The organism is Acinetobacter sp. SwsAc2 (assembly GCF_013391465.1).
GTDB lineage: Bacteria > Pseudomonadota > Gammaproteobacteria > Pseudomonadales > Moraxellaceae > Acinetobacter > Acinetobacter johnsonii.
In genome coordinates this window covers 52,697-67,965 of the sequence record NZ_JACBEZ010000008.1, presented here as the reverse complement: position 1 = coordinate 67,965, position 15,269 = coordinate 52,697, and the positions used below count along the sequence as shown (strand labels likewise).

The window sequence follows — 15,269 nt, the reverse complement described above, 5'->3', positions numbered from 1 at the left end:
CTGCGGGATTGGTCATTTAAGCAGGAGTGTATATGTCCAAAAGTGGCTTTGGTCAAATGTATAGAAAGCTTTCAAGTAAGCTTCTTGACCTCATAGTAACCCCACATGTATTGGGTGAGGTTCCAACAGAACCGACAGCAACAGATGCTGACCCAGCAGCTTCAGGCCATCCCAAAAAAATTGTCTGTTATGTGCTTCAAAATCACTCACGCAGTAATGCACTGTTGGTGGATGGTGAAACACGTCGTTTAAAGCTTGCTCCTGCACTCGACCCTTTGGTCGTGGGGACACATCAAGAAAAAGCGTCGATCGTGTTTTTACAGCATAACGATGAAAATAATTTACTTAACCCTTCACCACACACCTTTCCACCGCGCCTGTTACGTCTAGTTGAAGCTTTAGAACAACAACCCGATTTAGACGTAGAGCTGGTGCCTGTGACGGTACTGTGGGGACGTTCACCAGACAAAGAAGACTCTTGGTTTAAATTGTTATTTACCGACACTTGGGCGACACCAAGTACGGTGAAGCAGCTGATGAATATTGGTTTACATGGTCGTCAGTCATTTTTAGAGTTTCATGAAAGTCAGTCTTTACGTGCTTTGGTCGACTTTGCAAAAACCACCTATCCGAATTTATCACCTGCGACTTATATTCTAAATACCTTAAATAATCAGCTCGATGCACACCGTGAAGCGGTACTCGGTCCCGATCTTTCGGACCGTCGCAACGTGATGCATTCATTGATTAAAGCCAGTGATGTACAAGATGCGATTCGCCGCGAAAGTATCCGCGGCAAAATTAGCATGTTGGACGCTGAACGTCGTGCCATTGGTTATGTCAATGAAATCGTATCGGACTACTCACATTCGACCATCCGCTTTGCGGAAATGGCGCTAGCACGTTTATGGACGCAGCTCTATGACGGGGTTGAAGTCCATAACTTCAATACGGTTCGTGAGTTGGCTAAAGACTACGAAATTGTGTATACCCCATGTCACCGTAGCCATATCGACTATTTACTGTTGTCTTATGTGGTGTATAACCGTGGTTTGATGGTACCTTATATTGCTGCGGGCGATAACTTAAATATGCCATTTGTTGGGCAAATCCTACGTGGTGGTGGTGCATTTTTTATTCGCCGTACCTTCCGCGGTAATGCACTTTACACTTCAGTCTTTAAAGAATACCTCTACAGCATTTTGTCACGTAACACGCCTTTGGAATACTTCATCGAAGGTGGTCGTTCACGTACAGGTCGTCTGCTACCACCGAAGACAGGTATGTTAGCCATGACCGTGCACAGTCACTTGCGTGGTCGTGCCAAACCGATTGTCTTTGTTCCGACCTATATCGGCTATGAACGCTTGATGGAAGGTGCGACCTACGTCGGCGAGATGAACGGTAAACCCAAAGAAGCCGAGTCTGTCTTTGGGATTCTGCAAACTTTACGCAAAATTGAACGTATTTTCGGGAAAGTGCATCTGAACTTTGGTGAGCCTGTTTTCCTCGATGACATGTTGAAAAAGCATGGCGCTGAGAATGTACAAATTGCTAAAAATGATGATCCAATTCCGCAAGAAGTTTCTGATGCGGTTAACAGTTCTGCACATGCGATTTTAGAAAATATTAACCGTGCAGCTGTGGTGAATCCTGTTTCACTCTTGTCTTTGGTGCTGCTGGCCACTGAGAAGCATACTCTGGATGAAGAAATTTGTATCAAACAGCTCGATACCTATCGTAAGTTGTTGACGACACTTCCTTATGATGAGCGCCTCTTGGTCACGCCATTATCGGGTAAAGAAATCATTGCTTATGGTTTAAAGCTGAAACTGATCAAACGTGTCAATCACGTTCTTGGTGACATTATTGCGATTGCGGACAATCAAGCAGTACTGCTGACCTACTTCCGTAATAATATTTTGCATGCCTTTGTCTTGCCATCACTCGTTGCCGCTTTGGTTGAACACAATGGAACCATTGGCCGTGGTGATTTAATCAATGTAATTCGCACGCTGTATCCATTCTTAAAAGCTGAACTGTTTTTAAAATGGGAAGATGCTGAACTCAAAGATCAAATTTGTGCTTATGTAGATGGTTTGATTCAAGCCAAGCTGATTTCTGAAGATGCCGAAGGCCACTTGATTTCTCCTGCTCCAAACAGCGAAGACCATAACCAATTGGTGGTTTTGGCAGCGCCAGTCATGCAGAGTCTTGAGCGTTACTACATGACGCTTGCGCTGATTACACAGCGCGGTTCTGGGAACATTTCAGCACGTCAGGTTGAAGAGCTCAGTCATTTGGTGGGTCAGCGTCTGTCTGTCCTGTATGAGTTCAACTCACCTGAATTCTTTGATAAAGCCCTGTTCCAAAGCTTTATTAAAGTGTTGACGCAACAAGGGTATATCAGCACCAACTCAGACAACGCGATTGTGTTTGATGAGAACTTTCAAAACGTTGCTCAATATGCCAACTTGGTACTGGATGATGTCACGCTACAAATGTTGCAACACATCACCACTTTCAGCGATGAAGAACTGAAAGACACGCTAGACAAAGTGGCTGCTGAACAAGCGAAGAAGCGTTTGAAACGCAAGAAGAAGTAATTTCTTTTTAAAAGCATAGGTATCTACAAAATGTAGGTGCCTACGCTTTAAGTCTATGAATAAAAATTAAAATCTATTTCGCATAACGACCATTATGTTAATGACCTCGTTCTTCAGGAAGTAAGTAAACTAAGAAACCTTCAATAATTTGATCTGAATATTCTTCTGAATATGCTGTTCTATAGTTTGTTTCTATTTCAACGGGGATAATTTCACCCGCTTTATCACTATATTCTTTATATTCAAGATAGTGCTTATCACCTTCAAAATAGAAATTATATTGATCTTTGGCAGAATCTAACCTATCTCCTATACCTAGTAGACCTAATAATCTCCCTTGATACCCCTTGCCTACATAAATGAACTCTAGCCTTTTTGTATTCGCGTTGAATGTTAGAGTGACACTCTTATTCCAAAAACAATATATTTCATTAATATGATCACCCCATGGTAGTACTTCATTTCGATATAGAATTAGCCACTTATCTCTTTCGGAACATGCGTTTTCTAATTCCGCATAATCATTAATAACCTGATAATCTGAATCGGTCTTAAAGTGTTCGAAATCTAATCCTAATGTAATACCAGCAACAGATTTTGTTGGAACAATTTCGGCGTTTAAATTTGGGATCAACTACTCATACTCTATAAATAATTAGTCTTAAAAAATTAAGAATTTCTAAAATTAACATAATACACCTTATACGAAATTCTTAAAATTTTCCTATAAGCATCAATATCTTAATAAAAGCCGTTCTAGGGGTTAAGCGCACTGGAACGGATTTGTCATGATTCTTCACGTTCCACAGCCATTTTCCAAACGATGCTTCACATTTTTTATGAGTGAAAATTAAAAATTATTTTGACTCACGCTCTGCTAACAACGCCAAATAATCATCAAAACAATGAGAATGCTGTAATTCAAAATTCATCTGCTGCATACGTGAAGCATAAATTTGCTTGCCTGATGGCACATCACTTTCCAAAATCAAAACTGGCAGTCCTAACTGCTGTTGAAACCATTGGATGATTTCATGTAAAGGCAACGGTTGGCTATTGCTACAGATGTAAGACTTTTCGGTATGTTCCACGTGAAGTAAGTGTGTGAGAAAAGCAGCCAAATCATCAACATGAATTCGGTTCGACCAATGCAGTTTTGGATAAGTTTTTGTGGTTCCCGCAAGTTTAATCATACGAGTAACTGAGGTTCCATAAATTCCTGTTGGACGCACAATCACACATTCAGATGGATAAGCCTGTTGCCACAAAGTTTCCATGTTCAATAGCACTTGCCCTTGCGCATCGCTCGGTTGGGGACTAGTGTCATCATCAACCCGCTCCCCTGCACTTTCACCATAGACACGTGTGGAAGAAACCACGATCACTTTCTTTAAAGAATGACTTTCTAAGGCATGTAGCATGGGTGCAATCGAGTCTACAAAAGTTCGCTGATACGCCTCCATCGTACTGCTCTCAGGCGAGAGTAAGACATACACCGCATCAATCGGTGCGACTTGGGACAAATCCAACTGATGAATATCTTGGATCAAATGCTCAGCCCAATCATCTGATTTCGGACTTCGGCTAATTGTGGTAATTTGGTGGCCTTGCTGAAATAACTGTTTAGCAACACGCTGAGATGTTTTACCATAACCTATAAATAAAATATGCATTTAGCACCAAATCACAGACAAAGTTGAGGGGACATGGCTGCAGTCCATCAGTTGCAGGGGGTCGGAGCTGCCTCTGCTGCACTACTTGAAAAGTTGAATCTCTTCACTACAGATGATCTGCTGTTTCATCTGCCACGAGACTATGAAGATCGTAGCACGATCATACCGATGAACCAATTAACGGTTGGGCGTAGCTACCTACTCGAAGGAACGATTCAAGGCGTGGACTTTCCGCCGGGTAAACGTAAATCGATGGCGATTGGACTGCAAGATGACTTTGGCAAAGTGACTTTGCGCTTTTACCATATTTATAAAGGCTTAACGGACCGTGCAAAGATCGGTAATCGTCTACGCATTTTTGGTGAAGTCCGTGTGGGTGCGCGTGGCTTGGAAATGTATCATCCCGAAATTCAACTTATTACAGAACATACGCCGCTTCCACAAACCCAACTGACTGCGATTTACCCCAGCACAGAAGGTCTGACTCAGCCGAAATTTCGTGAATACATCAAACAGGCTTTAGCCAAGCACAGTGATGATTTACCTGAACTGCTACCCGCAAAATTTACCAATGGCTATGCACTTAAACAGGCATTGGACTACATCCATCATCCTCCTGTAGATGCCAATATGCTGCAACTGAGCCAAGGCTCACACCCTGCCCAGCAACGTTTGATTTTTGAAGAGTTGGTTGCGCATCAGGTCAGTCTATTAAGCCGTCGTGCCTATATCCAACAGATTGAAGCGCCACGTATTTCTGCCAGTCGTCAGTTTGCCAAACAACTGCTCAGCAGCCTGCCTTTTGCAATGACCAATGCACAAAAGCGTGTCTCCAAAGAAATCGTACAAGACTTAAAACTTAATAAACCGATGCTACGTTTGGTTCAAGGCGATGTCGGTGCAGGCAAAACCTTGGTCGCTGGAGTCGCAGCCTGCCATGCCTTAGAAGAAGGCTGGCAAGTGGCGTTAATGGCACCGACTGAAATTTTGGCGGAACAACATTATCTCAATTTTAAAAAATGGTTTGAGCCTTTGGGACTTAGTGTATCTTGGCTTTCAGGTAAACAAAAAGGCAAAGCCCGTGCCGCAGCCGAACAAGCCATTGTCGATGGCACAGCGCATCTGGTGGTGGGTACACACGCCCTGTTTCAAGACAATGTCCGCTTTGCCAAACTTGGATTAGTAATTATTGATGAGCAGCACCGCTTCGGGGTCGATCAGCGCTTAGCCCTACGCAATAAAGGCGCGCAGAATATGACCCCACATCAATTGGTGATGACAGCAACCCCTATCCCACGGACTTTAGCCATGTCCGCCTATGGAGACTTAGACACGTCCGTAATCGATGAACTTCCACCCGGACGAACGCCAATTCAAACCGTGACTATTCCACTCGACCGCCGAGAGGAAGTCCTACAGCGTATTGCCAGTAACTGCCTAGAAGGCAAACAAGCTTACTGGGTCTGCACCTTGGTTGAAGAGTCTGAAACCTTAGATGCTCAAGCTGCTGAAGCGACCTATTTAGAAATTAAAGACCGTTTCCCCGAACTCAACATTGGCCTTGTACATGGCAAAATGAAAGCCGACGAAAAACAAGCCGTGATGCAACAGTTTAAAGCCAATGAATTACAACTCTTGATTGCGACCACAGTGATTGAAGTGGGAGTCGATGTACCAAATGCCTCGATCATGGTGATTGAAAATGCGGAACGTTTAGGACTCTCTCAATTGCACCAATTACGTGGCCGTGTTGGTCGAGGCGCCAAGGCCAGTTTTTGCGCCCTGTTATATAAAAGCCCGCTGTCTCAAAATGGACAAGAACGCTTACGCATCATGCGTGAAACCAATGATGGCTTTTTAATTGCCGAAAAAGATTTGGAAATCCGCGGTCCCGGTGAATTGCTCGGTACCAAACAAACGGGTGATATGGGCTTTCGTGTAGCGAAACTGGAACGCGATGATCATTTGCTCAATCAAGCACATTTTGTCGCAGCGCAGATTTTAAAGGACTATCCTAAAAACGCTGAAGCCTTACTGAAACGCTGGCTACCTGAAGCACCACGCTATGCCTATGTTTAGTCATTTACTGCACACCGCCAAACAGTTGCTGCACAAAGCACAGCCTTGTCAGTTGTGTAGCATTGTACGCGCAGATCTGCATTCGGTCTGTCTGGACTGCTGGCAACAACTCCCACTGCATCCACAAACCATTGAAAAACAAGAACTGAGTATTCATGTCGCAGGACAGTATCAATATCCTTTAGATCACCTTATTCAGCAGTTCAAATATGAACAACAACTGCATTGGCAGCCTTTACTGTCAGGCATTCTTCAGCAAATTCGCTTACCTAAAGTACAAGCAATTGTTCCGATGCCGATTTCGACTCAGCGTTTAGCGGAACGTGGCTATAACCAATCAATGATCCTCGCCAAAGACTTAGCCAAGCAGTTAAATGTTCCCATTTGGCAACCTGTGATACGACTGCATCAACATTCGCAAAAAGGACTCAGTCGACTAGAACGCTTAGATCAAATTCAACAACAGTTTAAAATCGATCCTCAGCAGCGCCAGTACGCAAAACTCTACCGGCGTGTTTTGATTTTAGATGATGTCGTGACCACAGGCAGCTCGATTCAGGCACTGACTTTACAGCTTGAACAATTGGGTTGTCATAAAGTCAGCGCCGCGTGTATTGCCTATGCACTAAAATAATTAGACTACGTCAATCAGCAAATGTTCACGTACCCATGGCATGACCACCTCAGTGGTTAGCGGTGCAAGTGCAGTCTGCTGGTCATTCAAACTGACCCATTTCATTTCTGCGATTTCAGCCGCAATTTGTGGCGCTTGCTGAAGCTGAACATGGTAAACATAGCTCACCAATTTAAAATCAGGTTCATTGGCGGTGGCTGTTTCAAAACGACCAACAAACTGTTCAATCGTCGCATCACTTCCAATTTCCTCCCGAATCTCACGCAGCATGGTTTGCTCAGGTGTTTCATTGGGCTCAAGCTTGCCGCCCACTTGCATAAAACACGCAGTGTTCTGCTTACGCACCAATAAAAGCTGCTGCTGTTCATTCACAATAATAGCCGCAGCGACCGTAATCACCTTCATGCTTTGACATCCAACAACTCAGGATCAACCATGCCCCACTTCGGTTCAGGTGCTTGGAACTGATCCATCTGCTTTAAAATGGCTTTCACCGAATCCGATACAATCAGGCTGTCGGTAAAGCGCGCATGGGTAAAGCCTTTGTCGGTGGTCATCTTTAGGAATTTAAGTAAATCATCATAAAAGCCATTTACATTTAAAAAGGCATTCGGCTTGAGGTGAATGCCGAGCTGCGCCCACGTCCATTGTTCAAAAATTTCTTCTAAAGTCCCTGCGCCGCCAGGCATTGCAATAAATCCATCCGACAAGGCTGACATTTTCAGTTTACGCTCTTGCATGTCTTTGACGACATGTAACTCGGTCAGGCCTTGATGTGCCAACTCACGATCCACCAGCACGTGTGGAATCACGCCAATCACTTGACCACCTGCCTCTAAAGCACTGTCAGCCACAATACCCATTAAGCCCGAACGGCCACCACCATAGACCAAGGTTTTGCCTTGTTCTGCAATGGCGTGTCCAACCTGACGTGCTGTTTCGGAAAAAATTTGATCTGAACCTAATGCAGAACCACAAAAGATCGCAATTGAATTTGTCATTTTTTACTCTGATATTTAATTGTCATGCAACTTCACTAAAATGAATGGATATTTTTTAGCAATTTAACCATTCGATCAGTGTTTTTATTGCAATCCTTGTCTAAAATACACCCATCCACTTCAACCATTACTGCGCAAAGGAGAAAGACGGCATGCTTGAAGCCTTTTACGCCACAGAGCGCGGTAGCTTAGAAGACATCACCATTAATGGCGATTTCGATCTTCAGCCCGATTTGGTCTGGCTTGACCTCATTGCTCCCTCCCAAGAAGAACAACAGTGGATTTTAGATGCATATGAACAAAATTTACCTACGCTAAAATCACTCGAAGACATTTCATCTTCAGCTCGATTCTACCGTGATGACGACGGTATTTTGCATATCAGTACGTATTTTTTAACGAAAAATAAAAACTATCAAGTCGATGGTGAGCCTGAAGAAAGCAGCGGTGCCCTTGCCACGGTACAAACTGTCGCTTTCATTTTACATAAAGAACGTCTCTTTACCCTTCGCGGGGAAAAACTGGTGGCGTTCCGTGCCTTTCGTGCGCGTGCGCGCCGCAATGACTACGAAATTGACTATAAAGATCCAACGTGGATCTTACTCGGTTTACTCGAGGCGAAGCTGGATGAGCTTGCGGATATCTTAGAAGATATCCACAAGGACTTGGAAAAGTATTCCACAGAAGTGCTGAATAACCGTCACCGCGAGATGATTCTCGACTTAGATGACATGATTACACGTCTGGCCCACTTGGAAGATATGCTTGGAAAAGCACAGCTGTGCTTGATTGACTTACGTCGTGTACTGACCTTTTTATCACGCCCACGTGCTTTAGGCAGTCATATTTATGATGCAGACATTCGAGAGCTCAGTGAAGACGTTCGCTCACTGGTTGAGCACGATGCCTTCTTGTTCCAAAAAGTGCGATTCTTACTGGACACCACCTCAGGCTTCATTAACACCGAGCAGAATGACACGATTCGTCGCTTCTCTATCTTACCCAGTATGCTTGCTCCACCAATGCTGATTGCTAGTATTTACGGCATGAACACCGATGTATTGCCTTTTGCCAAAGGCGGCACCAGTTTTATTGTGGTGAGCCTAATCTTAATGGCCTTCCTGATTGGCCCGCTCATTTACTTCCGCTGGAAAAAATGGATTTGAGTACAGCTTAAAACATTGCTTTTCCTCATAGAATTAAGAAAAGCAACATATAAAAAAAGCACCTTAGGGTGCTTTTTTTATTTAAGGGATTAACTTTAAGTCATCCTGTAAATGACAGGCTTGAATCACTTTCATCATTTTTTCAGGTACAGCTTTAAAATGTAAACTATGTGCATCGGGTGTTTGACGCAACCAACGCACCAAAACTGCCAGTGCCAATGTACTACCATGCTCAAGCTGGGCCAGATTCACCACCACAGGATAAGACTGTGACTGAATCACCTTCAAACCTTGTTGATAGTAACTTTCAGCATTGTCATATGTAATCTGACCTGAAAGCTGCATTTCCTGATTGCTAAAGTTAATCACCTTTCACCTACTTATTTTTTCTTTTCAACCGCTGCTTCTGCATCAGGTTGGAAGTTTGCAATCGCTTTATCTAGATCGCCACCATTACGTTTAACCGTTGCCGCGAACTGATTACGGAACTGTAAACCAAGGTCGATACCCGACACATTGATATTACGGATTTTCCATTGGTTACCTTTATCCGCCAACTGGAAAGACACTGGGATTTTTTCGCCTTTGTTATTAAAGTCGATCGTCACCACAGGGTTTTTGCTATTGGTTTCTTTATACGGACGAATGGTATATGTCTGATTGCTGAACTTCGCAAATGCAGTACCGTAATTTTCAATCAGTGTTTCACGGAAATTGTTTTCAAACTTCGCGCGTTGTGCAGCAGTACTGTATTGATTGGTTGCATAAGTCCCCATCACAATACGAGAAAACGCTTGTGAATCCACATACGGGTCTAAGTTTTGACGAACAATCGTTTTCACAGCAGCTGGGTTGTTTTGTAGCTTGGCATGGTCCGCTTTTAAACGCGCAATCAAGCCATCTGCCACTTTTTTAACAAAAGCAGGTGGTGCTTCACTTGGTGCTGCAAAAGCAGTACCTGCAAACATTGTAGTTAAAATGCTAGCTGTCAGTGTTTGTTTCAATAAAGTATTCACTACAATTGGTCCTCTTCAAATCATTCAACAAATGACACGTTGGCATCTGCTGTTTCAGTGGTTTCAGGTTGCTCAGTTGTTGCTGAAGCATCTTTCGATTTACCTGCACCACCCGTAATAAATTTAGTAATTAAGTCTTCTAGGTCCATTGTGCCTTGGGTATTGCCAATGCTTTCACCACGTTTCACGTAGTTCAAACCGCCCCCTGGAACAATTTTCAAGTACTTCTCACCTAGCAGACCATTGGTTGCCACCATAATATAAGCATCTTCATCAATGCTGGTGATGGACTTCATGTTCGCAATAAGTTGCTTTTCCATTTCTTTTTGTTGCGCAGCATCCGCAGCGGTATAGTCGCTACTGTAACGAAGCTCTTCAAGTACATTCTTTTCAACTTCTTTAAGTTGTGCTGCATTAAAAGTCGTTAATTTACCATCCAAAGAAAAAGAAACCGTCGCTAAACGTGTCACAGGGTCTAAGCTTATTTGATCGACTTGACCAATTTTTACCCCACTCATCGTCACTTTCGCACGTGGTTTTAAACCATTTACGTTATCGAAGGTTGCACTCATTTCATAGCGATCACTGAGATTTGATCCCACCAAGCCACTCACTCGCATCGCAATAAAGAACAAAGCAATACCGAATAAAATGACAAATATGCCGACTGCCAGCTCACTTGCACGTGATTTCATTAAACACCTCCAAACATGACCGCAGTCAACACAAAATCAAAACCTAAAACACAGAGCGATGAATACACCACAGTGCGTGTGGTTGATGTCGCAATACCTTCAGATGTCGGTTCACAGGCATAGCCTTGATACACCGCAATCCATGTACAAATTAAAGCAAAAACAAAACTTTTAATGATAGTGCCATTCAGGACATCTTTATAGAACTCTACGCTACTTTGAATGCCACTCCAGTAAGAGCCTTCATCTGCACCCAAGAAGTCCACACCCACCATTTTACCGCCCATAATCCCCACCGCAGCGAAGATGACAGACAACATCGGCAAACTAAAAATACCTGCCCAAAGTCGCGGTGAAATCACACGTTTAAGTGGATCAACTCCGATCATTTCCATACTGGACAGCTGCTCTGTGGCTTTCATTAAACCAATCTCAGCCGTTAACGCAGAACCCGCACGACCTGCAAACAGCAATGCTGCAACCACAGGTGCTAACTCACGAAGTAAGGTCAAGGCAACCGCTGTACCCAACATCGCTTCACTACCAAAGGTCACCAAGATGCTATACATCTGTAACCCGAGTACCGCACCAATAAATAGCCCTGACACCACAATAATGAGCAGTGATAACACCCCAACACGGTACATTTGATAAACAAATAACCGAACACCTAAAGCAGTGGGCATCGAAAATAAAATTTGGAATAACATCAGGCTGGCAACACCAATGCCGCGAACCCGTTCAATCACGCGTCGACCTAAGAGTGCTATCGCATTCATGCTTGCACCTCAGTATTTAGATATGCCTTATGGCTAAATTGATAATCGACAGGCCCTTCAACCGCACCTGTTAAAAACTGTTTAACAAACGGAGAGGCATTCGCCTGTAACTGTTCAGGCGTGCCTTCACCTTGCACCTTACCTTCAGCAACAACATAGATATAGTCTGCGATCGATAAGGTTTCAGCCACGTCATGCGAGACAATAATTGTTGTTAAATCAAGAGCTTCTCGCAATGATCGAATCAGACGTGTGAGTACACCCTTCACAATTGGATCTTGCCCTGCAAATGGCTCATCGTACATGATCAGCTCAGGATCGAGTGCAATTGCACGTGCCAAAGCCACACGACGGTTCATCCCGCCTGAGAGCTCAGAAGGCATCATCTGTTCTGCGCCACGTAAACCGACAGACTCTAGTTTTAAAGATATAATTTCTGACAGTAAATGTTCTGGCAACTTGGTATGTGCTCTTATCGGAAAGGCCACATTTTCATATACCGACATATCGGTAAACAATGCGCCACTTTGAAAAAGCATGCCCATACGCGCACGCGCAGCGAATAACTCTTTGCGTGACATTTTCGCAATATTTTGCCCATCAAAAAGCACTTCACCTTGATCTGGGGTCAATTGACCGCCAATTAAACGTAGTAAAGTGGTTTTACCTGTACCCGATGGTCCCATAATGCCCGTAATTTGACCCTGTCGAATTTTTAAATTGACCTGATCATAAATGACACGTTCCCCTCGCTTAAAGCTCAGGTCTTTGACCTCAATGAGGGCTTGAGCAGTCAGAGGCGCTTGATTATTCATAGCTGTGCGTTTTCCTGCATTTTTTCAGCATGCATACTATAAAGGATTAAAAAACGATATGTTAGCGTATTCCGTGTCTAATTTTGTGCACGAATTGATTTCAGTTGGTTGTATTTATATTTATTTGAACTGCGAAAACAAGCTACATAAGATGAATTGCTTCATCCATAACGACTATAGACAAAGAAAAGAATGTTGCAAATCAGCAAAAAGAGTCCGAGACAATGTGCCATATTGACCTCTTTCATGTCAGAGAGTGTGGCGATTGATTCAACCTCATTATTGTGCATCATTATTATCAATACAATTAAAATATGACTCAGTATACATTTTAATTTATTTTTTTACAGCCGTAGACAAAAAAAAACCAGTGTTTCCACTGGTTTTTTTATTCATTCAGACTTAGTCATTAAACTTACGACGTGGGCGGTCAAAACCACCTTCAGTACGTGGACGATCTGAATTAAATTCACGCTTCGGACGGTCTTCGCCACCAAAAGTACGCTTCGGACGGTCTTCACCACCGAAAGTACGTTTAGGACGGTCTTCACCAAAAGAACGTTGTGGACGGTCGCCAAAACCACCTTCACGACGTGGCGCTGGACGATCACCAAAATCACGTTTTGGACGGTCACCAAAAGAACCTTCACGACGTGGTTTGTAATCTACACGGTTACCGCGGTTGTCATCATTCGAGTCAAAACGTGGCTTATCGTTGAAACCGCCTTCGCGACGTGGACGATCAGAGTTGAATTCACGCTTTGGACGATCATCAAAAGAACGTTGCGGACGATCACCGAAACCACCTTCACGACGTGGCGCTGGACGATCACCAAAATCACGTTTTGGACGGTCATCAAAAGAACGTTGTGGACGATCACCGAAACCACCTTCACGACGTGGACGATCATTATTAAACTCACGACGTGGACGATCTTCACCACCAAATGATGGACGATCACCACGAGGTTTGTCATCGTAGCTACGACGTGGACGGTCATCACCACCTTCACGACGTTTAAAGTTAGACTCACCTTCGAAACGAGCACGACCGCCGCCATCGCGACCACCGAAACCACCGCGACCACGACCGCCGCCATCACGACCACGACCACGACCGCCGCCATCACGACTACCGCGTGCAGGAGGTGGAGATGGCTCAAGGCCTTCAATTTCAGATACATTCAAACGCGCATCTAAGAAATCTTCTAAAGCACGGATTTTACCGCGTTCACGGTAAGTTGCTAAAGTGATTGCTTTACCCGTACGACCCGCACGACCTGTACGACCAATACGGTGTACATAGTCTTCGTTCTTCATTGGAAGACCGAAGTTGATTACGTGTGAAATGGTTGGTACGTCAAGACCACGTGCAGCAACGTCGGTTGCAACTAAAATTTTTGCACGACCTTCACGGATGCTACGTAAACGACGGTTACGCACAGTTTGTGGCATAGCACCATGAAGTGCTACAACTGATAAACCTGCTTCAGCAAGTTCTTCAGCCAACATATCGGTGTCTTCTTGAGTAGAAGCGAATACAACAGCTTGATCAAGATCTTCAGCACTTAACCAATGCGTTAGTAATTTTTTCTTGTGCTCAAAGCCATCAGTCCAGTGTAAAGTCTGAGTGATGTCAGTATTCGTAGAGTGACCAGTTTCGATTGCAATACGTTGTGGATCATTCATCATGCGTTCAGCAAGTGTAATGATACGACCAGCAAATGTTGCAGAGAACATTAAAGTCTGTTTACGGTTTGCAGCAAGATCGCTAATTGCTTCTAAGTCTTCAGAGAAACCTAGATCAAGCATACGGTCTGCTTCGTCAACAATAAGTGCATCAACTTGGTCTAATTTAATTTGACGACGGTTTACAAGGTCAAGTAAACGACCTGGTGTTGCAACAACAACTTGCGCACCTTTTAACTGTTGGATTTGCTTACCAAACGGCATACCACCCATGATCGCTGCAATACGTGCACCTTTCATGTGACGGACAAAACCAATCGCGTCTTGGCTTACTTGCTGCGCTAACTCACGAGTTGGGCAAAGAACCAAAATATTTGGTTGAGTAATTGCTTTCATACGTTCTTTGAACGGAACGAAAGTCTCTTGGGCTGCAAGTGCGTTTAACGTTGGAAGTAAGAACGCTGCAGTTTTACCTGAACCTGTTTGGCTAGATACTAAAAGGTCTTTACCTTCTAAAGCTGCAGGAATCGATTGTTCCTGTACAGGCGTAGGAGAAGTAAAACCTAAGCTTTGTAAAGCTTGTTGTAACGATTCATGTAAAGGAAAATCAGCAAAAGTTTTGCTCATAGAGTATTTCACCCGAAAAATGGGTGCTCCATTAAATATATGGTCTGATGGACATCGGCAAAAAGCGGCACAGCAATAATCGCTGAAAATATAGAATCAGCGGCGATCCGAGAACGACGATGCGTATAACGCACATTTGATTACAGCCGCAACCTGAAGGAATCGCTTAAGCGATTGGGTGGGGCGCGAAATAATGTCCTCTCTTTGGACCGGACGCGCATACACAATGATAGAAGAGAATGTTCAGGTAATGAACGAAATTTAGTGCGTGGGCGGAGTATAGCAGGATATTTTTAAAAGTCACCTCTTTTCGTGAAATTGATACAATATTTTCCTCAAAGATTGAATAAATGCAGGTTTTCACTTTAATTTTTTTGACCATCTAGAAAAATATTGAATAGTATTCTTTGCTCTTTGCTCAACTGATCTAGCATGAGCTGAAATTCATTGCTCGAACTCTTGTTCTAATGCTGCCGTGATTTGACATGC

At 43.7% G+C, this 15,269-nt stretch carries 14 protein-coding genes; 4 read left to right on the top strand and 10 right to left on the bottom strand.

Annotation, left to right across the window (positions count from 1 at the left end):
• Window positions 1-32 precede the first annotated feature (32 nt).
• Window positions 33-2,606: a glycerol-3-phosphate 1-O-acyltransferase PlsB gene (gene plsB, locus HYI04_RS05435; RefSeq protein WP_094148497.1), complete on the top strand. Its 2,574-nt coding sequence runs from the start codon at window positions 33-35 to the stop codon at window positions 2,604-2,606.
• Between the two features lie 97 nt (window positions 2,607-2,703).
• Here the strand turns inward: plsB and HYI04_RS05430 are convergent, their stop codons facing one another.
• A complete protein-coding gene (locus HYI04_RS05430) occupies window positions 2,704-3,240 on the bottom strand; it encodes a hypothetical protein (RefSeq protein WP_178895967.1) in 537 nt (178 codons plus the stop codon).
• A 223-nt stretch (window positions 3,241-3,463) separates the two neighbouring features.
• Window positions 3,464-4,279, bottom strand: a complete 816-nt coding sequence (locus HYI04_RS05425) for an NAD-dependent epimerase/dehydratase family protein (RefSeq protein ID WP_178895966.1) — start codon at window positions 4,277-4,279, stop codon at window positions 3,464-3,466.
• A 33-nt stretch (window positions 4,280-4,312) separates the two neighbouring features.
• On the opposite strand from HYI04_RS05425, the gene recG reads away from it, so the two are divergent.
• Both recG and HYI04_RS05415 read left to right on the top strand, forming a co-directional pair.
• Window positions 4,313-6,358, top strand: a complete 2,046-nt coding sequence (gene recG / locus HYI04_RS05420; RefSeq protein WP_178895965.1) for an ATP-dependent DNA helicase RecG — start codon at window positions 4,313-4,315, stop codon at window positions 6,356-6,358.
• On the top strand, window positions 6,345-6,992 hold the full coding sequence (locus HYI04_RS05415; RefSeq protein ID WP_062032555.1) for a ComF family protein: 648 nt from the start codon (window positions 6,345-6,347) through the stop codon (window positions 6,990-6,992). Before recG ends, HYI04_RS05415 begins: the two co-directional genes overlap by 14 nt.
• Here HYI04_RS05415 and HYI04_RS05410 read toward each other — a convergent pair whose 3' ends face one another.
• Window positions 6,993-7,397, bottom strand: a complete 405-nt coding sequence (locus HYI04_RS05410) for an NUDIX domain-containing protein (protein ID WP_178895964.1) — start codon at window positions 7,395-7,397, stop codon at window positions 6,993-6,995. It lies immediately after the preceding gene.
• Entirely contained in the window at window positions 7,394-7,993 is a 600-nt protein-coding gene (locus tag HYI04_RS05405; RefSeq protein ID WP_004691359.1) for a TIGR00730 family Rossman fold protein, read from the bottom strand. Before HYI04_RS05405 ends, HYI04_RS05410 begins: the two co-directional genes overlap by 4 nt.
• Before the next feature lie 152 nt (window positions 7,994-8,145).
• On the opposite strand from HYI04_RS05405, the gene HYI04_RS05400 reads away from it, so the two are divergent.
• Window positions 8,146-9,159, top strand: coding sequence for a CorA family divalent cation transporter (locus HYI04_RS05400; RefSeq protein WP_004691361.1), 1,014 nt, complete (start codon window positions 8,146-8,148; stop codon window positions 9,157-9,159).
• Between the two features lie 81 nt (window positions 9,160-9,240).
• Here HYI04_RS05400 and HYI04_RS05395 read toward each other — a convergent pair whose 3' ends face one another.
• From HYI04_RS05395 to HYI04_RS05370, 6 genes are all read right to left on the bottom strand, one after another.
• Window positions 9,241-9,528: a lipid asymmetry maintenance protein MlaB gene (locus HYI04_RS05395; protein WP_004691363.1), complete on the bottom strand. Its 288-nt coding sequence runs from the start codon at window positions 9,526-9,528 to the stop codon at window positions 9,241-9,243.
• Between the two features lie 11 nt (window positions 9,529-9,539).
• Window positions 9,540-10,175, bottom strand: coding sequence for a phospholipid-binding protein MlaC (locus tag HYI04_RS05390; protein ID WP_004691364.1), 636 nt, complete (start codon window positions 10,173-10,175; stop codon window positions 9,540-9,542).
• Window positions 10,176-10,195: 20 nt separating this feature from the next.
• Entirely contained in the window at window positions 10,196-10,870 is a 675-nt protein-coding gene (locus HYI04_RS05385) for an outer membrane lipid asymmetry maintenance protein MlaD (RefSeq protein ID WP_178895963.1), read from the bottom strand.
• A complete protein-coding gene (gene mlaE, locus HYI04_RS05380; RefSeq protein WP_178895962.1) occupies window positions 10,870-11,649 on the bottom strand; it encodes a lipid asymmetry maintenance ABC transporter permease subunit MlaE in 780 nt (259 codons plus the stop codon). The genes HYI04_RS05385 and mlaE overlap by 1 nt, the downstream gene beginning before the upstream one ends.
• Entirely contained in the window at window positions 11,646-12,464 is an 819-nt protein-coding gene (locus tag HYI04_RS05375) for an ABC transporter ATP-binding protein (RefSeq protein WP_004691369.1), read from the bottom strand. The genes mlaE and HYI04_RS05375 overlap by 4 nt, the downstream gene beginning before the upstream one ends.
• Before the next feature lie 402 nt (window positions 12,465-12,866).
• Window positions 12,867-14,780 carry a DEAD/DEAH box helicase gene (locus HYI04_RS05370; RefSeq protein WP_178895961.1) on the bottom strand — a complete coding sequence of 638 codons (1,914 nt, stop codon included), beginning with the start codon at window positions 14,778-14,780 and terminating at the stop codon, window positions 12,867-12,869.
• Window positions 14,781-15,269 lie beyond the last annotated feature (489 nt).